Below are 23,428 nucleotides of genomic sequence, written 5' to 3'. Positions count from 1 at the left end.
TGGCTGTTCGCCATTTAAAGTGGTACGCGAGCTGGGTTTAGAACGTCGTGAGACAGTTCGGTCCCTATCTGCCGTGGACGTTTGAGATTTGAGAGGGGCTGCTCCTAGTACGAGAGGACCGGAGTGGACGAACCTCTGGTGTTCCGGTTGTCACGCCAGTGGCATTGCCGGGTAGCTATGTTCGGAAGAGATAACCGCTGAAAGCATCTAAGCGGGAAACTTGCCTCAAGATGAGATCTCACTGGGATCTTGAATCCCCTGAAGGGCCGTCGAAGACTACGACGTTGATAGGTTGGGTGTGTAAGCGCTGTGAGGCGTTGAGCTAACCAATACTAATTGCCCGTGAGGCTTGACCATATAACACCCAAGCAATTTGCGCACGAAAGCCAAATTGTGGTGGTGAAGACGAAAGAACCGAAAGTTCGCAACATCACAAATATCGCATATCCGAATTCGCTGGGCTGTCCATCTGGACATTCTGGCAACAGAATTTCTTGACGACCATAGAGCATTGGAACCACCTGATCCCATCCCGAACTCAGCAGTGAAACGATGCATCGCCGATGGTAGTGTGGGGTTTCCCCATGTGAGAGTAGGTCATCGTCAAGATTCATTTCGCAAAACCCCTATCTGCACATGCAGGTAGGGGTTTTGTCTTTCTGGCCCTGAAAATCCCTAGGCATACGCGGTTCCTGTGGGAGCGGGTTCACCCGCGAACACCGGCATAGACGGTGCCATCCACCGCGTCGCCCGCTTCGCGGCTAAAGCCGCTCCCACAGGTATGGTGCGGGTCCAGGGTATGCTGCGGGAGTGGCCTTCACCCCGCCGGCAGCCCTTTTCCTATGCAAGCCAACAGCCCATAGCTATCATGCCTGCCTTATTCCAAGTCGAGACTGGCATGCTGAAGTTGTTGAATCTCCTCAAGGATGGTCGGTTCCATTCCGGAGAAGCTCTGGGGTCGGCCCTCGGGGTAAGTCGCAGCGCCGTTTGGAAGCAGCTGCAGCACCTGGAGAGCGAACTGAACCTCACCATTCACAAGGTTCGTGGGCGCGGCTATCAGTTGGCGGCGCCACTGGCTTTGCTCGATGCACAAGCGATTGCCGAGTTTGCCGAAGGCGAGCAGTGGCCCGTTTTCATCCACGAAACCATCGACTCGACCAATGCCGAAGGCCTGCGGCTGGCCGGGGAAGGGCAGACCGCTCCATTTCTGGTCCTGGCCGAGCGCCAGAGCGCCGGCCGTGGTCGGCGCGGTCGGCAGTGGGTCAGCCCGTTTGCCGAAAACCTCTATTACAGCCTGGTACTCCGTGTGGATGGCGGCATGCGCCAGCTCGAGGGCTTGAGCCTGGTGGTGGGGTTGGCGGTAATGCGTACCCTGCAGGCGTTTGGGGTTAAGGATGTGGGGCTCAAATGGCCCAACGATGTCCTCGTTCGCGGGCAGAAGATCACCGGTATCCTCCTGGAGTTGGTGGGTGATCCGGCAGATGTCTGTCATGTGGTGCTGGGTATCGGCATCAATGTGAACATGCAGGTCAACGATCAGGTCGACCAGGTGTGGACCTCGATGCGCCGCGAAGTAGGGGCGGCAATCGACCGTAACCGGCTGGTAGCGTTGCTCAGTCAGCAATTGCAACACGAATTGGCAAGGCATCGTCGCTACGGGTTTGCCGCATTCCAGGAAGAATGGGAGCAGGCGCACCTCTGGCAGGGGCGCAATGTTTCTCTGGTTGCCGGTAGCACGCGTATTGATGGCGTGGTTCTTGGCGTCGACGGGCAGGGCGGCTTGCGCCTTGAGGTGGAAGGGGTGGAAAAGAGCTTCAGTGGTGGTGAGCTCAGTTTGAGGTTGCGTGATGATTCTTGAGCTCGATTGCGGTAACAGCTTCATCAAGTGGCGGGTAATCCACGTCGCTGATGCAGCGATTGAAAGCGGCGGTATCGTCGACTCCGATCAGGCGCTGGTGGCCGAAGTGGCTGCACTGGCTTCGGTACGTCTGACCGGCTGCCGCATTGTCAGTGTGCGCAGTGAGGAAGAAACCGATGCGCTTTGCGCGCTGATTGCCCAGGCGTTTGCCGTGCAAGCGCGCGTGGCGCACCCCGCCCAGGAAATGGCGGGTGTGCGCAATGGCTATGACGACTACCAGCGCCTGGGCATGGACCGTTGGTTGGCGGCGCTGGGAGCATTTCACCTGGCCAGGGGCGCTTGCCTGGTCATTGACCTGGGGACCGCTGCCAAAGCGGATTTCGTTGCGGCGGACGGCGAGCACCTGGGTGGCTACATCTGCCCGGGTATGCCATTGATGCGTAGCCAGTTGCGTACTCACACCCGGCGTATCCGTTATGACGATGCCTCGGCCGAGCGTGCATTGGCCAGCCTGGCGCCAGGTCGCTCGACGGTCGAGGCGGTCGAGCGCGGTTGCGTGTTGATGCTCCAGGGTTTTGCGCGTACCCAGCTCGAGCAGGCTCGTGCGTTGTGGGGGGAGGATTTCACCGTGTTCCTCACAGGTGGCGATGCGCCGCTGGTTAGGGAGGCTGTGCCCCAGGCGCGTGTCGTGCCTGACCTGGTTTTCGTAGGCCTGGCCATGGCCTGCCCATTGGATTGAGGTGCCTATGCGTTGGTTGTTTCTGCTGTTACTGGTGCTCAACGTCTTCTATTACGTGTGGCACCAGCAGGAAGCCCCGCTGAAGGTCAAGGAAGTCGCCTCCCTGTCGCTGTACAAGGGGAATCAGCAAGAAATCCGCCTGTTGCGCGAAACGGGGGTGTCGGCGCCACCCAAGCGCCGGGATGAGTGCCTGGTGGTCGGTGGCGTGATGGGGCAGGGCCAGCTCGATGCACTGCGTCAGCGCCTGTTGAGTCTGGATATTGCCACGCTGCCGGTGGTGGGGCAGCTGCCAGGGGCGGATGGTCGTTGGCTCAAGGTTGCCCCGGAAAGCGAGCGTTTGCTGGACCAAACCGTGCTCGCGACTCTTTCCAACGATTTCAAAGACTTAAAACACAAAATTATTTTCTGCCAGGGTATTGCAACTGGCGAATAGCTTGATAGAATGGCGCCCGCTTCACAGGGAACACCACTCAGGTGGTAGAGCTGGAAGCGGTGTCAAAGCAGCTAAGCTTCAGATTTGATTGAAAAAATTTGAAAAAACGCTTGACACTGGGGCGGCAGACAAATAGAATGCCGGCCACATCTGGAGGGATTCCCGAGCGGTCAAAGGGGACGGACTGTAAATCCGTTGCGAGAGCTTCGAAGGTTCGAATCCTTCTCCCTCCACCAGTTTTAGCGAGAGCCGCAAGCTCCGCGGGTATAGTTTAGTGGTAGAACCTCAGCCTTCCAAGCTGATGATGCGGGTTCGATTCCCGCTACCCGCTCCAAGTTTGCTGGATTTTGCACAAAGTGTTTCGCTCTTGTAGCTCAGTTGGTAGAGCACACCCTTGGTAAGGGTGAGGTCAGCGGTTCAAGTCCGCTCAAGAGCTCCATATAAACAAGGCAGATATGAAAATATCTGCCTTTGTTTTATCAGCGCAAGACTATTTCTTCTGCGGAGGATTGTATCGATGGCTAAGGAAAAGTTTGATCGTTCCCTTCCCCACGTTAACGTCGGCACTATCGGCCACGTTGACCACGGTAAGACCACTCTGACCGCAGCTCTGACTCGCGTCTGCTCCGAAGTTTTCGGTTCGGCAGTCGTTGAGTTCGACAAGATCGACTCGGCTCCGGAAGAAAAAGCGCGCGGTATCACCATCAACACCGCTCACGTCGAGTACAACTCGAACATTCGTCACTACGCTCACGTTGACTGCCCAGGTCACGCTGACTACGTGAAGAACATGATCACCGGTGCTGCTCAGATGGATGGCGCGATCCTGGTTTGCTCGGCCGCCGATGGTCCGATGCCACAAACCCGTGAGCACATCCTGCTGTCCCGTCAGGTAGGCGTTCCTTACATTGTGGTCTTCCTGAACAAGGCTGACCTGGTAGACGACGCCGAGCTGCTGGAACTGGTCGAGATGGAAGTTCGCGACCTGCTGTCCACCTACGACTTCCCAGGCGACGACACCCCGATCATCATCGGTTCGGCTCGTATGGCCCTGGAAGGCAAAGACGACAACGAAATGGGTACTACCGCTGTCAAGAAGCTGGTAGAAACTCTGGATGCCTACATCCCTGAGCCAGTTCGTGCCGTTGACCAGCCGTTCCTGATGCCGATCGAAGACGTATTCTCGATCTCGGGTCGTGGTACCGTTGTTACCGGTCGTATCGAGCGTGGTATCGTCCGCGTTCAGGATCCGCTGGAAATCGTTGGTCTGCGTGACACCACCACCACCACCTGCACCGGTGTTGAGATGTTCCGCAAGCTGCTGGACGAAGGTCGTGCTGGCGAGAACTGCGGCGTTCTGCTGCGTGGTACCAAGCGTGACGACGTTGAGCGTGGTCAGGTTCTGGTCAAGCCAGGTTCGGTCAAGCCGCACACCAAGTTCACCGCAGAAGTCTACGTTCTGTCGAAAGAAGAAGGCGGTCGTCACACTCCGTTCTTCAAAGGCTATCGTCCTCAGTTCTACTTCCGCACCACTGACGTGACCGGTAACTGCGAACTGCCGGAAGGCGTTGAAATGGTAATGCCAGGTGACAACATTCAGATGACTGTTACCCTGATCAAGACCATCGCAATGGAAGACGGTCTGCGCTTCGCTATCCGTGAAGGCGGTCGTACCGTCGGCGCCGGCGTCGTAGCAAAAATTATTGAATAAGTAGTTGATTTACTTGATCAGGCCGGTATAATGGCCGGCCTGATACAGCGTTACAGGTCAGTAGCTCAATTGGCAGAGCGACGGTCTCCAAAACCGTAGGTTGGGGGTTCGATTCCCTCCTGACCTGCCATTTCACCTCGGTGTGATGGCTTTCTTCTCACAGGATCCTCCTCGATGACTCCCAAAACTGAAGCCCAAGAATCGCGTTTTGATCTGTTCAAGTGGCTGGCTGTAGTGGCTTTGGTGGTTATCGGTGTAGTGGGTAACCAGTATTACTCCGCCTCCCCGATCCTGTATCGCGTCCTTGCACTTCTCGTTCTGGCTGCTGTCGCGGGCTTTGTAGCTCTGCAGACTGCGAAGGGCAAGTCGTTCTTTGCGCTGGCGAAGGAAGCTCGTACCGAGATTCGTAAAGTCGTGTGGCCGACCCGCCAGGAAACCACCCAGACCACGCTGATTGTCGTGGCTGTCGTGCTGGTTATGGCACTGCTGCTGTGGGGTCTTGATTCCCTGCTCGGCTGGGCGGTCTCCTTGATCGTTGGCTAAAGGTGTCCCGTGGCTAAGCGTTGGTATGTTGTGCATGCTTACTCGGGTTACGAGAAGCATGTAATGCGCTCCTTGATCGAGCGCGTCAAGCTGGCTGGCATGGAAGACGGTTTCGGCGAGATCCTGGTCCCGACCGAAGAAGTCGTCGAAATGCGCAACGGCCAGAAGCGCAAGAGTGAGCGTAAATTCTTCCCTGGCTATGTACTGGTCCAGATGGAGATGAACGAAGGGACTTGGCACTTGGTCAAGGACACCCCTCGTGTGATGGGCTTTATTGGCGGCACTGCAGACAAGCCTGCGCCGATCACCGATAAAGAAGCAGAGGCTATCCTGCGTCGCGTTGCCGACGGTAGCGACAAGCCGAAGCCGAAGACGCTGTTCGAACCGGGTGAAGTGGTTCGAGTCATTGACGGTCCGTTCGCTGACTTCAATGGTAGTGTCGAAGAGGTTAACTACGAAAAGAGTCGCCTGCAGGTAGCGGTGCTCATTTTCGGTCGCTCTACTCCGGTGGAGCTCGAGTTCAGCCAGGTCGAAAAGGTCTAGGCGGACGAAGCATCCCATACCCCGCAGCCCTGTGTGCTGCGGGGTTTTGTCGTCACTGGGATAAAACGCAAGTCATCCGGGGAGCCAGCAGGCGTTCGTACCCGATTTTGGAGTAGCTCATGGCTAAGAAGATTCAGGCTTACATCAAGCTGCAAGTTAAGGCCGGCCAGGCCAACCCAAGCCCACCCGTTGGTCCAGCACTGGGCCAACACGGTGTGAACATCATGGAATTCTGCAAGGCCTTCAACGCCCGTACCCAGGGTCAAGAAGCCGGCCTGCCGACTCCTGTGATCATCACTGTCTACAGCGACCGTAGCTTCACCTTCGAGACCAAGAGCACCCCTGCCTCGGTTCTGCTGAAGAAAGCTGCTGGCCTGACCAGTGGTTCGGCTCGCCCGAACACCGTTAAAGTCGGTACCGTTACCCGTGCTCAGCTGGAAGACATCGCCAAAGCTAAACAGGCTGATCTGACTGCCGCTGACCTGGACGCTGCTGTACGCACCATCGCTGGCTCTGCCCGCAGCATGGGCCTGAACGTGGAGGGTGTGTAATGGCTAAGCTGACCAAACGCCAAAAGGCAATCGCCGAGAAAATCGAAGCAGGCAAGGCCTACAACTTCGAAGAAGCGGCCACTCTGCTGGCTTCGTTGCCGGCTGCCAAGTTCGTAGAGTCCTACGACATCGCCGTTAACCTCGGTGTTGACCCGCGTAAATCCGACCAGGTCGTACGTAGCGCTACCGTGCTGCCGCACGGCACTGGCAAGACCGTTCGCGTTGCTGTCTTCACCCAGGGTCCAGCTGCTGAAGCCGCTCTGGCTGCCGGCGCTGACCGCGTAGGTATGGACGATCTGGCTGCCGAAATGAAAGGCGGCGACCTGAACTATGACGTCGTTATCGCATCGCCTGATGCCATGCGCGTTGTAGGTCAGCTGGGTCAGGTTCTGGGTCCTCGCGGCCTGATGCCTAACCCGAAAGTTGGTACCGTGACCCCAGACGTAGCCGGCGCCGTCAAGAACGCCAAGGCTGGTCAGGTTCGCTACCGTACCGACAAGAACGGTATCATCCACACCTCCGTTGGCAAGGTCGGCTTCGAAGCCGGCAAGCTGAAGGAAAACGTTGAAGCCCTGATCGCTGATCTGAAGCGTATCAAGCCAGCTTCCTCGAAAGGTATCTACGTCAAGCGCGTTACCCTGAGCACCACCATGGGCCCAGGTCTGGTCATCGATCAGAGCTCGCTGAACGTGTAAGAACATGGTGGCGCGACCTGTCGTGCCACCAGCAAAAATTGGGGTCCCTGCCTGGCGGGGGCTATCCAAGACCGTAGGCGGCGCAAGCCTTAAAACACCAGCCCACGCAGATGGTGCTCCCGATTCGTTACCGAATCAGACACCAAAACGACATCCGGCTCCGGCCAGATGAAACGGTAAAAACCAGGAGTAAACCCGTGGCAATTAAACTCGAAGACAAGAAGGCCATCGTCGCTGAAGTCAACGAGGCTGCCAAAGTCGCTCTGTCCGCTGTCGTGGCTGATGCCCGTGGTGTGACTGTAGGCGCAATGACCGGACTCCGTAAAGAGGCCCGCGAAGCTGGCGTTTATGTACGTGTCGTACGTAACACCCTGCTGAAGCGCGCTGTTGAAGGCACCGAATTCTCGATCCTCAACGACGCGTTCAAAGGCCCGACCCTGATTGCTTTCTCCAACGAACACCCGGGCGCTGCTGCTCGTCTGTTCAAAGAGTTCGCCAAGGGTCAGGACAAGTTCGAGATCAAGGCAGCTGCGTTTGACGGCAAGTTCCTTGCCGCTAACCAGATCGACGTGCTGGCAACCCTGCCAACTCGCGACGAGGCTATCGCACAGCTGATGAGCGTAATCCAAGGTGCAACCAGCAAGCTGGCTCGTACCCTGGCAGCTCTGCGCGACCAGAAAGAAGCTGCTGCTGCCTAAGGCACGCGCAACTCTTTCAAAATCATACGTTTAATTTGATGGCTGCGTAGGCTGTCACCCCAATACAGGATTGAAGTCATGTCTCTGACTAACGAGCAAATCATCGAAGCAATCGGCCAGAAAACTGTTCTGGAAATTGTTGAACTGATCAAAGCGATGGAAGAAACCTTCGGCGTTACCGCTGCTGCCGCTGTTGCCGCTGGCCCAGCCGCTGGCGCTGCTGCCGCTGTTGAAGAACAGACCGAGTTCAACGTCGTTCTGACCGAAGCTGGCGACAAGAAAGTAAACGTGATCAAGGCCGTTCGTGAACTGACCGGTCTGGGCCTGAAAGAAGCCAAAGAGAAAGTCGACGGCGCTCCTCAGGTTATCGCTGAAGGCGTTTCGAAAGAAGCCGCTGAAGACGCGAAGAAGAAGCTGGAAGAAGCTGGCGCTAAAGTCGAGCTGAAGTAATCTCGACCTTGCGACTCCAGTCCGAGCGTTGAGCGAAGGGCTGATGGCTGGTGGCTTATGCCACCGGCCTTTTTCCGTTATTGGTGGCCGGTCAGGCCGGCCCCGATAACAAGCTGCAAGACACCCATGTGGGTGGCGCAAACCAAGGGGTTTGCACGATTTTCTGGCTGCTCCCGCCGGGAGAAGCCAAACAAGCAGGTGACCAAGCTGGGGAACGCTGATGGCTTACTCATACACTGAGAAAAAACGTATCCGCAAGGACTTTAGCAAGTTGCCGGACGTCATGGATGTGCCTTACCTCCTGGCCATCCAGCTGGATTCGTATCGCGAATTCCTGCAAGCGGGAGCATCCAAGGATCAGTTCCGCGACGTCGGCCTGCACGCGGCCTTCAAATCGGTATTCCCGATCATCAGCTACTCCGGCAATGCTGCCCTGGAGTACGTAGGCTATCGCCTGGGCGAACCCGCCTTCGATGTGAAGGAATGTGTCCTGCGTGGCGTGACCTTCGCGGTCCCACTGCGGGTCAAGGTGCGCCTGATCATCTTCGACAAGGAATCGTCGAACAAAGCGATCAAGGACATCAAAGAGCAAGAAGTCTACATGGGTGAAATCCCCCTGATGACTGAGAACGGTACCTTCGTTATCAACGGTACCGAGCGTGTGATCGTTTCCCAGCTGCACCGTTCGCCTGGTGTGTTCTTCGACCACGACCGTGGCAAGACTCACAGCTCCGGCAAGCTGCTGTACTCCGCTCGCATCATCCCTTACCGCGGCTCCTGGCTGGACTTCGAGTTCGACCCGAAGGACTGCGTGTTCGTACGTATCGACCGTCGCCGCAAACTGCCGGCCTCGGTGCTGCTGCGTGCCCTGGGTTACAGCACTGAAGAAGTGCTGAACACCTTCTACACCACCAACGTGTTCCACATTTCCGGCGAGAAACTCAGCCTGGAACTGGTACCGCAGCGTCTGCGTGGTGAGGTTGCAGTCATGGATATCCATGACGACACCGGCAAAGTCATCGTCGAGCAGGGCCGCCGTATTACCGCGCGCCACATCAACCAGCTCGAGAAGGCCGGCGTCAAGCAGCTGGACGTTCCTATGGAATACGTCCTGGGCCGCACTACCGCCAAGGCCATCGTGCATCCGGCTACCGGCGAGATCCTGGCCGAATGCAACACCGAGATGACCACCGAACTGCTGATCAAGGTCGCCAAGGCACAGGTTGTCCGTATCGAGACCCTGTACACCAACGACATCGATTGCGGTCCGTTCATCTCCGATACCCTGAAGATCGACACCACCAGCAACCAGCTGGAAGCCCTGGTCGAGATCTACCGCATGATGCGTCCTGGCGAGCCGCCAACCAAGGATGCTGCCGAGACCCTGTTCAACAACCTGTTCTTCAGCGCCGAGCGTTACGACCTGTCCGCCGTTGGCCGCATGAAGTTCAACCGTCGTATCGGTCGTACCGAGATCGAAGGTTCGGGCGTGCTGAGCAAGGAAGATATCGTCGAGGTTCTGAAGACCCTGGTCGACATCCGTAACGGCAAAGGCATCGTCGACGACATCGACCACCTGGGTAACCGTCGCGTACGTTGCGTCGGCGAGATGGCCGAGAACCAGTTCCGCGTTGGCCTGGTGCGTGTCGAGCGCGCGGTCAAGGAACGCCTGTCGATGGCGGAAAGCGAAGGCCTGATGCCGCAAGATCTGATCAACGCCAAGCCGGTTGCGGCGGCGGTGAAAGAGTTCTTCGGTTCCAGCCAGCTGTCCCAGTTCATGGACCAGAACAACCCGCTCTCCGAGATCACCCACAAGCGCCGCGTCTCCGCACTCGGCCCAGGTGGTCTGACCCGTGAGCGTGCCGGCTTCGAAGTCCGTGACGTACACCCGACCCACTACGGCCGTGTGTGCCCGATCGAGACCCCTGAAGGTCCGAACATCGGTCTGATCAACTCCCTGGCTGCCTATGCCCGCACCAACCAGTACGGCTTCCTGGAAAGCCCGTACCGCGTGGTGAAGGAAGGCGTGGTCAGCGACGACATCGTGTTCCTGTCGGCCATTGAAGAGGCGGATCACGTCATCGCCCAGGCTTCGGCCGCGATGAACGAGAAGAAGCAGCTGATCGATGAGCTGGTAGCTGTTCGTCACCTGAACGAATTCACCGTCAAGGCGCCGGAAGACGTCACCCTGATGGACGTTTCGCCGAAGCAGGTTGTTTCCGTCGCTGCGTCGCTGATTCCGTTCCTCGAGCACGACGACGCCAACCGTGCATTGATGGGTTCGAACATGCAGCGTCAGGCTGTACCGACCCTGCGCGCCGACAAGCCGCTGGTAGGTACCGGCATGGAGCGCAACGTTGCCCGTGACTCCGGTGTCTGCGTGGTTGCTCGCCGCGGTGGCGTGATCGACTCGGTCGACGCCAGCCGTATCGTTGTTCGCGTTGCTGACGACGAAGTTGAAACCGGCGAAGCAGGTGTGGATATCTACAACCTGACCAAGTACACCCGTTCGAACCAGAACACCTGCATCAACCAGCGTCCGCTGGTAAGCAAGGGTGACAAGGTTCAGCGTGGCGACATCATGGCCGACGGCCCGTCCACCGACATGGGTGAACTGGCACTGGGTCAGAACATGCGCATTGCGTTCATGGCGTGGAACGGCTTCAACTTCGAAGACTCCATCTGCCTGTCCGAGCGTGTGGTCCAGGAAGACCGCTTCACCACCATCCACATCCAGGAACTGACCTGTGTGGCGCGTGACACCAAGCTTGGCCCAGAGGAAATCACTGCGGACATCCCGAACGTGGGTGAAGCCGCACTGAACAAGCTGGACGAAGCCGGTATCGTCTACGTGGGTGCCGAAGTCGGCGCTGGCGACATCCTGGTCGGCAAGGTAACGCCAAAAGGCGAAACCCAGCTGACTCCGGAAGAAAAACTGCTGCGCGCAATCTTCGGTGAGAAGGCCAGCGACGTTAAGGACACCTCTCTGCGCGTGCCAACCGGCACCAAGGGTACCGTCATCGACGTACAGGTCTTCACCCGTGATGGCGTCGAGCGCGACAGCCGCGCCCTGGCCATCGAGAAGATGCAGCTGGACGAGATCCGCAAGGACCTCAACGAAGAGTTCCGCATCGTCGAAGGTGCAACCTTCGAGCGTCTGCGTTCTGCCCTGAACGGCCAGGTGGTCGACGGTGGCGCGGGCCTGAAGAAAGGCACCGTGATCACTGACGAAGTACTGGACGGTCTGGAGCACGGCCAGTGGTTCAAACTGCGCATGGCCGAAGATGCACTGAACGAGCAGCTGGAAAAGGCTCAGCAGTACATCGTCGATCGTCGCCGTCTGCTGGATGACAAGTTCGAAGACAAGAAGCGCAAGCTGCAGCAGGGTGATGACCTGGCACCGGGCGTACTGAAGATCGTCAAGGTTTACCTGGCAATCCGTCGTCGCATCCAACCGGGTGACAAGATGGCCGGTCGTCACGGTAACAAGGGTGTCGTCTCGGTAATCATGCCGGTCGAAGACATGCCGCACGACGCCAACGGTACTCCGGTCGATGTCGTACTGAACCCGCTGGGTGTACCTTCGCGTATGAACGTCGGTCAGATCCTCGAAACCCACCTGGGCCTGGCGGCCAAGGGTCTGGGCGAGAAGATCGACCGCATGATCGAAGAGCAGCGCAAGGCCGCTGAACTGCGCGTGTTCCTGACCGAGGTCTACAACGAGATCGGCGGTCGTCAGGAAAACCTGGACGAGTTCTCCGACGAAGAGATCCTGGCCCTGGCCCACAACCTGAAGAAGGGCGTGCCAATGGCTACCCCGGTCTTCGACGGTGCCAAGGAGCGCGAGATCAAGGCCATGCTGAAGCTGGCCGACCTGCCAGAGAGCGGCCAGATGGTGCTGTTCGATGGCCGTACCGGCAACAAGTTCGAGCGTCCTGTGACCGTTGGTTACATGTACATGCTCAAGCTGAACCACTTGGTGGACGACAAGATGCACGCGCGTTCCACTGGTTCCTACAGCCTGGTTACCCAGCAGCCGCTGGGTGGTAAGGCGCAGTTCGGTGGTCAGCGTTTCGGGGAGATGGAAGTGTGGGCGCTGGAAGCATACGGCGCGGCATACACCCTGCAAGAAATGCTCACAGTGAAGTCGGACGACGTGAACGGCCGTACCAAGATGTACAAGAACATCGTGGATGGCGATCACCGTATGGAGCCGGGCATGCCCGAGTCCTTCAACGTGTTGATCAAAGAGATCCGTTCGCTCGGTATCGATATCGATCTGGAAACCGAATAACACGTGACGCGAAGGGGAGTGGGGCAGGTAATGCCCGCTCCCTGCTCCGCCAGGAGGAAAGGCCTTGAAAGACCTACTGAATTTGCTGAAAAACCAGGGTCAAGTCGAAGAGTTCGACGCCATCCGCATCGGTCTGGCGTCGCCTGAAATGATCCGTTCGTGGTCGTTCGGTGAAGTTAAGAAGCCGGAAACCATCAACTACCGTACGTTCAAGCCTGAGCGTGACGGCCTGTTCTGCGCCAAGATCTTTGGCCCAGTCAAGGACTACGAGTGCCTGTGCGGCAAGTACAAGCGCCTCAAGCACCGCGGCGTGATCTGCGAGAAGTGCGGCGTTGAAGTTGCCCTGGCAAAAGTTCGTCGTGAGCGCATGGCGCACATCGAACTGGCCTCGCCGGTTGCCCACATCTGGTTCCTGAAGTCGCTGCCGTCCCGTATCGGCCTGCTGATGGACATGACCCTGCGTGACATCGAGCGCGTGCTCTACTTCGAGAGCTACGTCGTTATCGACCCGGGCATGACCACCCTGGAAAAAGGCCAGCTGCTGAACGACGAGCAGTACTTCGAAGCGCTGGAAGAGTTCGGTGATGACTTCGACGCCCGCATGGGTGCCGAGGCTGTCCGCGAGCTGCTGCACGCTATCGACCTGGAGCACGAGATCGGTCGCCTGCGCGAAGAGATTCCGCAGACCAACTCGGAAACCAAGATCAAGAAGCTGTCCAAGCGCCTGAAGCTGATGGAAGCGTTCCAGGGTTCGGGCAACCTGCCTGAGTGGATGGTCCTGACCGTCCTGCCAGTGCTGCCGCCGGACCTGCGTCCGCTGGTACCGCTGGATGGCGGCCGCTTCGCGACCTCCGACCTGAACGACCTGTATCGTCGGGTGATCAACCGTAACAACCGTCTGAAGCGCCTGCTGGATTTGTCGGCGCCGGACATCATCGTGCGCAACGAAAAGCGCATGCTGCAGGAAGCGGTCGACGCCCTGCTGGACAACGGCCGTCGCGGTCGCGCCATCACTGGCTCGAACAAGCGTCCGCTGAAGTCCCTGGCCGACATGATCAAAGGTAAGCAAGGTCGCTTCCGTCAGAACCTGCTCGGTAAGCGTGTGGACTACTCTGGCCGTTCGGTAATTACCGTAGGCCCGACCCTGCGTCTGCACCAGTGCGGTCTGCCGAAGAAGATGGCCCTCGAGCTGTTCAAGCCGTTCATTTTCGGCAAGCTGGAAATGCGTGGTCTGGCGACCACCATCAAGGCTGCCAAAAAGATGGTCGAGCGCGAGCTGCCAGAGGTGTGGGACGTACTCGCCGAGGTGATCCGCGAACACCCCGTGCTGCTCAACCGTGCACCGACCCTGCACCGTCTGGGTATCCAGGCATTTGAACCGGTTCTGATCGAAGGTAAGGCTATCCAGCTGCACCCGCTGGTCTGCGCCGCGTACAACGCCGACTTCGACGGTGACCAGATGGCCGTTCACGTGCCGCTGACCCTGGAAGCCCAGCTCGAAGCGCGCGCGCTGATGATGTCGACCAACAACATCCTGTCGCCAGCCAACGGTGAGCCAATCATCGTTCCGTCGCAGGACGTGGTACTGGGTCTGTACTACATGACCCGTGAGGCCATCAACGCCAAGGGCGAAGGTCGCGTGTTCGCCGACCTGCAGGAAGTCGACCGCGTATTCCGCGCCGGCGAGGCTGCCCTGCACGCGAAAATCAAGGTTCGTATCAACGAAACCGTGAAAGAGCGTGACGGTTCCGTGGTCAAGAACACCCGCATCGTCGACACCACCGTCGGCCGTGCGCTGCTGTTCCAGGTTGTACCGGCAGGCCTGCCGTACGACGTGGTCAACCAGCCGATGAAGAAGAAGGCGATCTCCAAGCTGATCAACCAGTGCTACCGCGTGGTTGGTCTGAAAGAGACCGTTATCTTCGCTGACCAGCTGATGTACACCGGTTTCGCTTACTCGACCATTTCCGGCGTTTCCATCGGTGTTAACGACTTCGTTATCCCGGACGAGAAAGCCCGCATCATCGGTACCGCTACCGACGAAGTGAAGGAAATCGAGAGCCAGTACGCCTCCGGCCTGGTAACCCAGGGCGAGAAGTACAACAAGGTCATCGACTTGTGGTCGAAGGCGAACGACGAAGTGTCCAAGGCGATGATGGCCAACCTCTCGAAAGAGAAGGTCATCGACCGCGAAGGCAAGGAAGTCGAGCAAGAGTCCTTCAACTCGATGTACATGATGGCTGACTCTGGTGCGCGTGGTTCGGCAGCCCAGATCCGTCAGCTGGCCGGTATGCGTGGCCTGATGGCCAAGCCGGACGGCTCCATCATCGAGACGCCGATCACCGCGAACTTCCGTGAAGGTCTGAGCGTTCTGCAGTACTTCATTTCGACCCACGGTGCTCGTAAGGGTCTGGCGGATACCGCACTGAAGACTGCGAACTCCGGTTACCTGACTCGTCGTCTGGTAGACGTTGCCCAGGATCTGGTGGTTACCGAGATCGACTGCGGCACCGACCAGGGCCTGCTGATGACCCCGCACATCGAAGGCGGCGACGTTGTAGAGCCGCTGGGTGAGCGTGTACTGGGTCGTGTCATCGCCCGTGACGTGTTCAAGCCAGGCACCGAGGACGTCATCGTTCCGGCCGGTACCCTGGTTGACGAGAAGTGGGTCGAGTTCATCGAGCTGAACAGCATCGACGAAGTGGTCGTGCGTTCGCCGATCAACTGCGAAACCCGCTACGGCATCTGCGCCAAGTGCTACGGTCGTGACCTGGCTCGCGGTCACCAGGTGAACATCGGTGAAGCTGTCGGCGTTATCGCTGCCCAGTCGATCGGTGAGCCGGGTACCCAGCTGACCATGCGTACGTTCCACATCGGTGGTGCTGCGAGCCGTACCTCGGCTGCCGACAGCGTCCAGGTGAAGAACGGCGGTATGGTGCGTCTGCACAACCTGAAGCAGGTAGAGCGTGCTGATGGCAACCTTGTTGCCGTATCGCGTTCGGGCGAGTTGGCCATTGCCGACGAGTTCGGTCGTGAGCGTGAGCGCTACAAGCTGCCTTACGGTGCGGTGATTTCGGTCAAGGAAGGTGACAAGGTCGAAGCTGGCGCCATCGTCGCCAAGTGGGACCCGCACACCCACCCGATCGTTACCGAACTGAAAGGTACCGTGACCTTCGTGGGCATGGAAGAAGGCATTACCATCAAGCGTCAGACCGACGAATTGACCGGTTTGACCAACATTGAAGTTCTGGACGTCAAGGATCGCCCTGCCGCTGGTAAGGAAATCCGTCCGGCGATCAAGATGGTCGACGCTTCTGGCAAGGACCTGTACCTGCCAGGTACCGACGTACCTGCCCAGTACTTCCTGCCGGCCAACGCCCTCGTCGGTGTGGCTGACGGTGCCCAGATCGGTGTTGGTGACGTTATCGCGCGTATCCCGCAAGAAACGTCGAAGACCCGTGACATCACCGGTGGTCTGCCGCGCGTTGCCGACCTGTTCGAAGCGCGCCGTCCGAAAGAAGCCTCGATTCTGGCTGAAGTCAGCGGCACCATCGCGTTCGGTAAGGAGACCAAGGGCAAGCGTCGTCTGGTCATCACCCCGACCGACGGTAGCGATCCGTACGAAGAGCTGATTCCGAAGTGGCGCCACCTGAACGTCTTCGAAGGCGAACAGGTAAACCGCGGCGAAGTTATCTCCGACGGCCCGAGCGATCCGCACGACATCCTGCGTCTGCTGGGTGTGAGCGCGCTGGCGAAGTACATCGTCAACGAGATCCAGGACGTTTACCGTCTGCAAGGCGTTAAGATCAACGACAAGCACATCGAGACCATCCTGCGTCAGATGCTGCGCAAGGTCGAGATCTCCGAGTCGGGCGATTCCAGCTTCATCAAGGGCGACCAGATGGAACTGACCCAGGTACTGGTAGAGAACGAGCGTCTCGCCGCCGAGGACAAGTTCGTCTCCAAGTTCACCCGCGTGCTGCTGGGTATCACCAAGGCGTCGCTGTCGACCGAGTCGTTCATCTCCGCGGCTTCCTTCCAGGAAACCACCCGCGTACTGACCGAAGCGGCGGTAACCGGCAAGCGCGACTACCTGCGCGGCCTGAAAGAGAACGTGGTCGTGGGTCGTCTGATCCCGGCCGGTACTGGTCTGGCCTACCACAGCGAGCGCAAGCGTCGCCGTGATGCCGACAAACCGCTGCGTGTGAGCGCCAGTGAGGTGGAAGCCGCACTGACCGAAGCGCTGAATTCCAGCGGTAACTAAGTACAGGGCAGGGCCCCGGCAAGCCTCGAACGGTCATCGACGACATGAAATGTTGCCGATGATCGGACGGGGAGGGCCGGGGCCTCGTCTTGACTGGGTGCAAGATCCTCTTTAGACTTTTGTACCCTTAAATTTGGTGAGGCTCCGTCTCGCCAATTTTTGGCTTTCTTGCAAGACAATAGAGTCGCAAGACAATCAGTGGAGCTAGTAGATGGCAACTATCAACCAGCTGGTACGTCAGCCGCGTAAGCGTTCGGTCGAGAAGTCCGACGTTCCTGCGCTGCAGAACTGCCCGCAGCGTCGTGGCGTGTGCACCCGCGTGTACACCACTACGCCGAAAAAACCTAACTCGGCACTGCGTAAAGTATGCCGTGTGCGTCTGACCAACGGCTTCGAGGTTTCCTCGTACATCGGTGGTGAAGGCCACAACCTGCAAGAGCACAGCGTCGTCCTGATCCGTGGCGGCCGTGTAAAAGACTTGCCAGGTGTTCGTTACCACACCGTTCGCGGCTCTCTGGATACTTCGGGCGTTAAAGGCCGTAACCAGGGTCGTTCGAAGTACGGTACCAAGCGTCCGAAGTAATCGGTCGTTTGCAGACATCCATTTATTTGAGTCGATAAGAGTAAGGTCGGGCAGGGGTCGAAAGACCTGGTCCCGGGCTAACCTGAAGACCGTTTGAGGGCTTATCATGCCAAGACGTCGTGTAGCAGCAAAACGTGAGATCCTTGACGATCCGAAGTACGGATCCCAGATTCTCGCCAAGTTCATGAACCACGTGATGGAAAGCGGCAAGAAGGCTGTAGCCGAGCGCATCGTTTACGGTGCCCTGGATACCGTCAAAGCACGCAAGAACAGCGACCCCCTGGAAATCTTCGAGAAAGCTCTCGACGCCATCGCTCCGCTGGTCGAAGTTAAGTCCCGTCGTGTCGGCGGTGCCACTTACCAGGTTCCGGTTGAAGTTCGTCCATCCCGTCGTAACGCTCTGGCAATGCGCTGGCTCGTAGACTACGCCCGCAAGCGCGGCGAGAAGTCGATGGCTCTGCGCCTGGCCGGCGAGCTGCTGGATGCTGCTGAAGGCAAGGGTGCTGCAGTCAAGAAGCGTGAAGACGTGCACCGTATGGCCGAGGCCAACAAAGCGTTCTCGCACTACCGCTTCTAATTCAAGCATCAATCATTTTGCGAGGGCTTTATGGCTCGTACTACAGCAATTAACCGCTACCGTAACATCGGTATCTGCGCCCACGTTGACGCGGGCAAGACTACCACTACCGAGCGGATCCTGTTCTACACAGGTCTGAGCCACAAGATGGGCGAGGTGCACGACGGCGCCGCGACCACCGACTGGATGGTGCAGGAGCAGGAGCGCGGTATCACCATTACCTCCGCTGCCGTTACCACCTTCTGGAAAGGTTCCCGTGGTCAGTATGACAACTACCGCGTAAACGTCATCGATACCCCCGGCCACGTTGACTTCACCATTGAAGTAGAGCGTTCGCTGCGTGTACTCGACGGCGCGGTCGTTGTGTTCTGCGGTACCTCCGGCGTTGAGCCGCAGTCCGAAACCGTATGGCGTCAGGCTAACAAGTACGGCGTTCCACGTGTTGTTTACGTGAACAAGATGGACCGTGCTGGTGCCAACTTCCTGCGCGTTGTCGGCCAGATCAAGAACCGCCTGGGTCACACCCCTGTTCCGGTCCAGCTGGCTATCGGTGCAGAAGACGACTTCCAGGGTCAGGTTGACCTGATCAAGATGAAAGCCATCTACTGGAACGAAGACGACAAGGGCACCACCTACCGCGAGGAAGAAATTCCTGCGGATATGGTCGACCTGGCTAACGAATGGCGCAACAACATGGTTGAAGCTGCCGCCGAAGCCAACGAAGAGCTGATGAACAAGTACCTTGAAGAAGGTGACCTGTCCGTCGAAGACATCAAGGCCGGTCTGCGCGCGCGTACCCTGGCCAGCGAGATCGTTCCGGCTGTCTGCGGTTCGTCGTTCAAGAACAAGGGCGTTCCCCTGGTTCTCGACGCCGTTATCGACTTCCTGCCTGCTCCGACCGAGATTCCTGCGATCAAGGGTATCCACCCTGATCTGGCCGAAGTGCCGAAGGATGAAATCACCGAAGCGCAGCAGGACGAGCGTCACGCTGACGACGCAGAGCCGTTCTCGGCCTTGGCGTTCAAGATCGCTACCGACCCGTTCGTAGGTACCCTGACCTTCGTTCGCGTTTACTCGGGCGTTCTGACCTCTGGTGACTCGGTCATCAACTCGGTCAAAGGCAAGAAAGAGCGCGTTGGTCGTATGGTGCAGATGCACGCCAACCAGCGTGAAGAGATCAAGGAAGTGCGCGCTGGCGACATCGCGGCCCTGATCGGCATGAAGGACGTTACCACTGGTGAAACCCTGTGCGACGCTGACAAGCCAATCATCCTTGAGCGCATGGACTTCCCGGAGCCAGTGATTTCGCTGTCTGTCGAGCCGAAGACCAAGCAGGACCAGGAAAAGATGGGTATCGCTCTGGGCAAACTGGCTCAGGAAGACCCGTCGTTCCGCGTCAAGACCGACGAAGAGACTGGCCAGACCATCATCTCCGGTATGGGTGAGCTGCACCTGGACATCATCGTTGACCGCATGAAGCGTGAATTCAACGTTGAGGCCAACATCGGCAAGCCGCAGGTTTCGTACCGCGAGAAGATCACCAAGTCCGGTGTCGAGATCGAAGGCAAGTTCGTTCGCCAGTCGGGCGGTCGTGGTCAGTTCGGTCACTGCTGGATCCGTTTCTCGGAGCCAGAGCAGGACGACAAGGGCAACATCACCGAAGGTCTGGTGTTCTCCAACGAAGTCGTTGGTGGTGTAATTCCTAAGGAATACATCCCTGCGATCCAGAAGGGTATCGAAGAGCAGATGAAAAACGGCGTTGTTGCCGGTTATCCTCTGATCGGCCTGAAGGCCGCGGTATTCGATGGTTCGTACCACGACGTCGACTCCAACGAAATGGCGTTCAAGATCGCCGCTTCGATGGCAACCAAGCAACTGGCCCAGAAGGGCGGTGGCGTGGTTCTCGAGCCGATCATGAAGGTCGAAGTTGTAACCCCGGAAGACTACCTGGGTGACGTGATGGGTGACCTGAACCGTCGTCGTGGTCTGGTCCAGGGTATGGATGAGTCGGTCTCTGGCCGTGTCGTCCGCGCTGAAGTTCCGCTCGGAGAGATGTTCGGTTACGCAACCGACGTTCGTTCCATGTCTCAGGGTCGCGCAAGCTACTCCATGGAATTCTCCAAATACGCCGAAGCTCCGTCGAACATCGTCGAAGCACTCGTTAAAAAACAAGGCTAATCCCCTTTAGGCAAGAGGTTCACTGTCGTGGCTAAAGAAAAATTTGATCGTTCCCTTCCCCACGTTAACGTCGGCACCATCGGCCACGTTGACCACGGTAAGACCACTCTGACCGCAGCTCTGACTCGCGTCTGCTCCGAAGTTTTCGGTTCGGCAGTCGTTGAGTTCGACAAGATCGACTCGGCTCCGGAAGAAAAAGCGCGCGGTATCACCATCAACACCGCTCACGTCGAGTACAACTCGAACATTCGTCACTACGCTCACGTTGACTGCCCAGGTCACGCTGACTACGTGAAGAACATGATCACCGGTGCTGCCCAGATGGACGGCGCGATCCTGGTTTGCTCGGCCGCCGATGGTCCGATGCCACAAACCCGTGAGCACATCCTGCTGTCCCGTCAGGTAGGCGTTCCTTACATCGTGGTCTTCCTGAACAAGGCTGACCTGGTAGACGACGCTGAGCTGCTGGAACTGGTCGAGATGGAAGTTCGCGACCTGCTGTCCACCTACGACTTCCCAGGCGACGACACCCCGATCATCATCGGTTCGGCTCGTATGGCCCTGGAAGGCAAAGACGACAACGAAATGGGTACTACCGCTGTCAAGAAGCTGGTAGAAACTCTGGATGCCTACATCCCTGAGCCAGTTCGTGCCGTTGACCAGCCGTTCCTGATGCCGATCGAAGACGTATTCTCGATCTCGGGTCGTGGTACCGTTGTTACCGGTCGTATCGAGCGTGGTATCGTCCGCGTTCAGGATCCGCTGGAAATCGTTGGTCTGCGTGAAACTTCGACCACCACCTGCACCGGTGTCGAAATGTTCCGCAAGCTGCTGGACGAAGGCCGTGCTGGCGAGAACTGCGGCGTTCTGCTGCGTGGTACCAAGCGTGACGACGTTGAGCGTGGCCAGGTTCTGGTCAAGCCAGGTTCGGTCAAGCCGCACACCAAGTTCACCGCAGAAGTCTACGTTCTGTCGAAGGAAGAAGGCGGTCGTCACACTCCGTTCTTCAAAGGCTACCGTCCTCAGTTCTACTTCCGTACCACTGACGTGACCGGTAACTGCGAACTGCCGGAAGGCGTTGAAATGGTAATGCCAGGTGACAACATTCAGATGACTGTTACCCTGATCAAGACCATCGCAATGGAAGACGGTCTGCGCTTCGCTATCCGTGAAGGCGGTCGTACCGTCGGCGCCGGCGTCGTAGCCAAAATCATCGAGTAATCACTCGACCGATTGAAAAAACCCCCGCTCAGCGGGGGTTTTTTTTATTGGGTTGACACTAAATGGGGGCGTCTATAGAATCACGCCTCCTTTTAGCGGGCGTAGTGCGTCCGTTGGGAACAGCCTGGAGTCTGAAATCCAATGCAAAATCAGCAAATCCGTATCAGGTTGAAGGCTTTCGACCATCGCCTGATCGACCAATCCACCCAGGAAATCGTGGAAACCGCGAAACGTACTGGTGCACAAGTGCGTGGTCCAATTCCACTGCCTACCCGCAAAGAGCGTTTCACCGTTCTGGTTTCCCCGCACGTCAACAAAGACGCGCGTGACCAGTACGAGATCCGCACTCATAAGCGCGTTCTGGACATCGTCCAGCCAACGGATAAAACCGTTGATGCGCTGATGAAGCTTGATCTGGCGGCAGGTGTGGAAGTACAGATCAGCCTCGGCTAAGACTTCGGTCTGGTCGTGTAACGCTCTGAAATGGGCGGCCATAGCGGGTGAAAGCCCCGTACACTCATGAGGTTTACAACATGACTATTGGTGTAATCGGTCGCAAGTGCGGTATGACCCGCATTTTCACCGAAGAAGGTGTCTCCATTCCGGTCACGGTCATCGAGATCGAGCCGAATCGCGTCACCCAGTTCAAAACTGAAGAAACCGATGGCTACCGTGCAGTGCAAGTCACTGTCGGCGAGCGTCGTGCTTCGCGTGTGACTGCCGCTCAGGCAGGTCACTTCGCCAAGGCCAACGTTGCCGCTGGTCGCGGTGTCTGGGAGTTCCGTCTTGAAGAAGGCGATTTCCAGGCTGGCGATCTGATCAAAGCTGAACTCTTCACTGCAGGCCAGCTGGTAGACGTTACTGGTCAGTCCAAAGGTAAAGGCTTCGCCGGTACCATCAAGCGCTGGAACTTCCGTGGCCAGGACAACACCCACGGTAACTCCGTGTCGCACCGTGTCCCAGGTTCCATCGGCCAGTGCCAGACTCCTGGTCGTGTGTTCAAGGGCAAGAAAATGTCCGGTCACATGGGCGCCGAGCGCGTGACTGTTCAGTCCCTGGAAGTAGTTCGCGTAGACGCTGAGCGCAACCTGCTGCTGGTCAAGGGTGCCGTTCCAGGCGCTACTGGCGGCGACGTGGTTGTACGTCCAGCTGTCAAGGCTCGCGGTTAAGGGGAAACTGACATGCAACTCAATGTAAATGACGCTCAGGCGATCGAAGTTTCCGAACTGACTTTCGGTGGCGAATTCAACGAGACGCTGGTACACCAAGCAGTCGTGGCCTACATGGCCGGCGGCCGTCAGGGCACCAAGCAGCAGAAGACCCGTTCCGACGTGGCTGGTGGCGGTAAGCGCCCATGGCGTCAGAAGGGTACTGGCCGTGCTCGTGCTGGTACCACTCGTGGTCCGATCTGGCGTGGCGGTGGTGTAACCTTCGCAGCTCGCCCTCAAGATCACTCGCAGAAGCTCAACAAGAAGATGTATCGCGCAGCCCTGCGCTCCATCCTCGCTGAGCTGGTGCGTAGCGACCGTCTGGTCGTGGTTCAGGACTTCGCTGTTGAAGCACCGAAAACCAAAGATCTGCTGAACAAGCTGAACGGCATGGGTCTGAACGACGTACTGATCGTTTCCGACGCTGTTGATCAGAACCTGTACCTGGCTGCTCGCAACCTGCCGCACGTCGACGTACGTGACGTACAAGGTTCCGACCCGGTCAGTCTGATCGCATACGAGAAAGTGTTGATCACTGTCTCGGCCGTGAAGAAATTCGAGGAGCTGCTGGGATGAACCAGGAACGCGTATTCAAAGTCCTCCTTGGCCCGCACGTTTCCGAGAAGGCTACCGTTCTGGCTGAGAAAAAAGGCCAGTTCGTATTCAAGGTTGCTACCGATGCAACCAAGCTGGAAATCAAGAAAGCTGTCGAAGGCCTGTTCAACGTAAAAGTTGAAAACGTGTCGACTGTTAACGTTCTGGGTAAAACCAAGCGTACCGCACGTGGTCTGGGCAAGCGTAATGACTGGAAGAAGGCGATCGTCTCCCTTCAGCCAGGCCAAGATCTCGATTTCAGCAGCAGTGCTGAGTAAGGAAGGGGTG

Annotated in this window: 20 protein-coding genes, 4 tRNA genes and 2 rRNA genes; all 26 read left to right on the top strand. The window is 57.8% G+C overall.

Annotated features, from left to right (window positions below; translation table 11 throughout):
- A 23S ribosomal RNA gene (locus tag ACGLHT_RS14250) occupies positions 1–357 on the top strand; the annotation flags it as partial.
- Between the two features lie 136 nt (positions 358–493).
- Positions 494–609: ribosomal RNA gene (gene rrf / locus ACGLHT_RS14245) — 5S ribosomal RNA — on the top strand.
- A 289-nt stretch (positions 610–898) separates the two neighbouring features.
- A complete protein-coding gene (birA, locus tag ACGLHT_RS14240) occupies positions 899–1,858 on the top strand; it encodes a bifunctional biotin--[acetyl-CoA-carboxylase] ligase/biotin operon repressor BirA (protein WP_137162859.1) in 960 nt (319 codons plus the stop codon).
- Entirely contained in the window at positions 1,848–2,597 is a 750-nt protein-coding gene (locus ACGLHT_RS14235; protein WP_274121235.1) for a pantothenate kinase, read from the top strand. The genes birA and ACGLHT_RS14235 overlap by 11 nt, the downstream gene beginning before the upstream one ends.
- 7 nt (positions 2,598–2,604) lie before the next feature.
- Positions 2,605–3,030 (top strand): hypothetical protein, encoded by a 426-nt coding sequence (locus ACGLHT_RS14230; RefSeq protein WP_274121234.1) that lies wholly within the window; start codon positions 2,605–2,607, stop codon positions 3,028–3,030.
- 152 nt (positions 3,031–3,182) lie between these two features.
- Positions 3,183–3,266: transfer RNA gene (locus ACGLHT_RS14225), tRNA-Tyr, on the top strand.
- A gap of 24 nt (positions 3,267–3,290) precedes the next feature.
- A tRNA-Gly gene (locus ACGLHT_RS14220) sits at positions 3,291–3,364 on the top strand.
- Positions 3,365–3,393: 29 nt separating this feature from the next.
- Positions 3,394–3,469, top strand: a tRNA-Thr gene (locus ACGLHT_RS14215).
- Positions 3,470–3,547: 78 nt separating this feature from the next.
- On the top strand, positions 3,548–4,741 hold the full coding sequence (gene tuf, locus ACGLHT_RS14210; RefSeq protein WP_013970626.1) for an elongation factor Tu: 1,194 nt from the start codon (positions 3,548–3,550) through the stop codon (positions 4,739–4,741).
- Positions 4,742–4,795: 54 nt separating this feature from the next.
- A tRNA-Trp gene (locus ACGLHT_RS14205) sits at positions 4,796–4,871 on the top strand.
- Between the two features lie 44 nt (positions 4,872–4,915).
- The gene (secE, locus tag ACGLHT_RS14200) at positions 4,916–5,284 is read left to right on the top strand and encodes a preprotein translocase subunit SecE (RefSeq protein WP_274121201.1); all 369 of its coding nucleotides are present in this window, start codon (positions 4,916–4,918) and stop codon (positions 5,282–5,284) included.
- 9 nt (positions 5,285–5,293) lie between these two features.
- On the top strand, positions 5,294–5,827 hold the full coding sequence (nusG, locus tag ACGLHT_RS14195; protein ID WP_003255501.1) for a transcription termination/antitermination protein NusG: 534 nt from the start codon (positions 5,294–5,296) through the stop codon (positions 5,825–5,827).
- A gap of 119 nt (positions 5,828–5,946) precedes the next feature.
- Positions 5,947–6,378 (top strand): 50S ribosomal protein L11, encoded by a 432-nt coding sequence (gene rplK / locus ACGLHT_RS14190; RefSeq protein ID WP_003255500.1) that lies wholly within the window; start codon positions 5,947–5,949, stop codon positions 6,376–6,378.
- Positions 6,378–7,073, top strand: a complete 696-nt coding sequence (gene rplA / locus ACGLHT_RS14185; RefSeq protein WP_013970629.1) for a 50S ribosomal protein L1 — start codon at positions 6,378–6,380, stop codon at positions 7,071–7,073. Before rplK ends, rplA begins: the two co-directional genes overlap by 1 nt.
- Before the next feature lie 197 nt (positions 7,074–7,270).
- Positions 7,271–7,771 carry a 50S ribosomal protein L10 gene (gene rplJ, locus ACGLHT_RS14180; RefSeq protein ID WP_003257082.1) on the top strand — a complete coding sequence of 167 codons (501 nt, stop codon included), beginning with the start codon at positions 7,271–7,273 and terminating at the stop codon, positions 7,769–7,771.
- Positions 7,772–7,849: 78 nt separating this feature from the next.
- Positions 7,850–8,221 (top strand): 50S ribosomal protein L7/L12, encoded by a 372-nt coding sequence (gene rplL / locus ACGLHT_RS14175; protein WP_013970630.1) that lies wholly within the window; start codon positions 7,850–7,852, stop codon positions 8,219–8,221.
- A 220-nt stretch (positions 8,222–8,441) separates the two neighbouring features.
- Positions 8,442–12,515, top strand: a complete 4,074-nt coding sequence (gene rpoB, locus ACGLHT_RS14170; protein ID WP_137162862.1) for a DNA-directed RNA polymerase subunit beta — start codon at positions 8,442–8,444, stop codon at positions 12,513–12,515.
- A gap of 64 nt (positions 12,516–12,579) precedes the next feature.
- Complete coding sequence (gene rpoC, locus ACGLHT_RS14165) at positions 12,580–16,779, top strand: DNA-directed RNA polymerase subunit beta' (protein ID WP_063911036.1); 4,200 nt, start codon at positions 12,580–12,582, stop codon at positions 16,777–16,779.
- A gap of 211 nt (positions 16,780–16,990) precedes the next feature.
- On the top strand, positions 16,991–17,362 hold the full coding sequence (gene rpsL / locus ACGLHT_RS14160; protein WP_003255492.1) for a 30S ribosomal protein S12: 372 nt from the start codon (positions 16,991–16,993) through the stop codon (positions 17,360–17,362).
- A gap of 106 nt (positions 17,363–17,468) precedes the next feature.
- Entirely contained in the window at positions 17,469–17,939 is a 471-nt protein-coding gene (gene rpsG / locus ACGLHT_RS14155) for a 30S ribosomal protein S7 (protein ID WP_003246741.1), read from the top strand.
- Between the two features lie 30 nt (positions 17,940–17,969).
- Positions 17,970–20,117: an elongation factor G gene (fusA, locus tag ACGLHT_RS14150; RefSeq protein WP_061551336.1), complete on the top strand. Its 2,148-nt coding sequence runs from the start codon at positions 17,970–17,972 to the stop codon at positions 20,115–20,117.
- 27 nt (positions 20,118–20,144) lie between these two features.
- Complete coding sequence (tuf, locus tag ACGLHT_RS14145; protein WP_023382632.1) at positions 20,145–21,338, top strand: elongation factor Tu; 1,194 nt, start codon at positions 20,145–20,147, stop codon at positions 21,336–21,338.
- Positions 21,339–21,479: 141 nt separating this feature from the next.
- The gene (rpsJ, locus tag ACGLHT_RS14140; RefSeq protein ID WP_003186070.1) at positions 21,480–21,791 is read left to right on the top strand and encodes a 30S ribosomal protein S10; all 312 of its coding nucleotides are present in this window, start codon (positions 21,480–21,482) and stop codon (positions 21,789–21,791) included.
- Positions 21,792–21,871: 80 nt separating this feature from the next.
- Positions 21,872–22,507, top strand: coding sequence for a 50S ribosomal protein L3 (gene rplC, locus ACGLHT_RS14135; RefSeq protein WP_003257089.1), 636 nt, complete (start codon positions 21,872–21,874; stop codon positions 22,505–22,507).
- Between the two features lie 12 nt (positions 22,508–22,519).
- Positions 22,520–23,122, top strand: coding sequence for a 50S ribosomal protein L4 (rplD, locus tag ACGLHT_RS14130; RefSeq protein ID WP_008089819.1), 603 nt, complete (start codon positions 22,520–22,522; stop codon positions 23,120–23,122).
- Positions 23,119–23,418 carry a 50S ribosomal protein L23 gene (gene rplW, locus ACGLHT_RS14125; RefSeq protein WP_003255484.1) on the top strand — a complete coding sequence of 100 codons (300 nt, stop codon included), beginning with the start codon at positions 23,119–23,121 and terminating at the stop codon, positions 23,416–23,418. Before rplD ends, rplW begins: the two co-directional genes overlap by 4 nt.
- The last annotated feature ends 10 nt before the right edge of the window (positions 23,419–23,428 follow it).

Source organism: Pseudomonas sp. PsB (assembly GCF_043658375.1).
Classification (GTDB): domain Bacteria; phylum Pseudomonadota; class Gammaproteobacteria; order Pseudomonadales; family Pseudomonadaceae; genus Aquipseudomonas; species Aquipseudomonas putida_Z.
The sequence above is the reverse complement of the archived record's forward strand: the minus strand, read 5'-3'. Positions and strand labels throughout refer to the sequence as shown.

Excerpts from the sequence above, each read along its gene's own strand:
- rplW (WP_003255484.1), top strand. The coding sequence starts at position 23,119 with ATGAACCAGGAACGCGTATTCAAAGTCCTCCTTGGCCCGCACGTTTCC.
- secE (WP_274121201.1), top strand. The coding sequence starts at position 4,916 with ATGACTCCCAAAACTGAAGCCCAAGAATCGCGTTTTGATCTGTTCAAG.
- rplA (WP_013970629.1), top strand. The coding sequence starts at position 6,378 with ATGGCTAAGCTGACCAAACGCCAAAAGGCAATCGCCGAGAAAATCGAA.
- rpsG (WP_003246741.1), top strand. The coding sequence starts at position 17,469 with ATGCCAAGACGTCGTGTAGCAGCAAAACGTGAGATCCTTGACGATCCG.
- rplK (WP_003255500.1), top strand. The coding sequence starts at position 5,947 with ATGGCTAAGAAGATTCAGGCTTACATCAAGCTGCAAGTTAAGGCCGGC.
- rpsL (WP_003255492.1), top strand. The coding sequence starts at position 16,991 with ATGGCAACTATCAACCAGCTGGTACGTCAGCCGCGTAAGCGTTCGGTC.
- ACGLHT_RS14235 (WP_274121235.1), top strand. The coding sequence starts at position 1,848 with ATGATTCTTGAGCTCGATTGCGGTAACAGCTTCATCAAGTGGCGGGTA.
- rpsJ (WP_003186070.1), top strand. The coding sequence starts at position 21,480 with ATGCAAAATCAGCAAATCCGTATCAGGTTGAAGGCTTTCGACCATCGC.
- tuf (WP_013970626.1), top strand. The coding sequence starts at position 3,548 with ATGGCTAAGGAAAAGTTTGATCGTTCCCTTCCCCACGTTAACGTCGGC.
- ACGLHT_RS14230 (WP_274121234.1), top strand. The coding sequence starts at position 2,605 with ATGCGTTGGTTGTTTCTGCTGTTACTGGTGCTCAACGTCTTCTATTAC.
- rplD (WP_008089819.1), top strand. The coding sequence starts at position 22,520 with ATGCAACTCAATGTAAATGACGCTCAGGCGATCGAAGTTTCCGAACTG.
- rpoB (WP_137162862.1), top strand. The coding sequence starts at position 8,442 with ATGGCTTACTCATACACTGAGAAAAAACGTATCCGCAAGGACTTTAGC.
- fusA (WP_061551336.1), top strand. The coding sequence starts at position 17,970 with ATGGCTCGTACTACAGCAATTAACCGCTACCGTAACATCGGTATCTGC.
- rplL (WP_013970630.1), top strand. The coding sequence starts at position 7,850 with ATGTCTCTGACTAACGAGCAAATCATCGAAGCAATCGGCCAGAAAACT.
- birA (WP_137162859.1), top strand. The coding sequence starts at position 899 with ATGCTGAAGTTGTTGAATCTCCTCAAGGATGGTCGGTTCCATTCCGGA.
- rplC (WP_003257089.1), top strand. The coding sequence starts at position 21,872 with ATGACTATTGGTGTAATCGGTCGCAAGTGCGGTATGACCCGCATTTTC.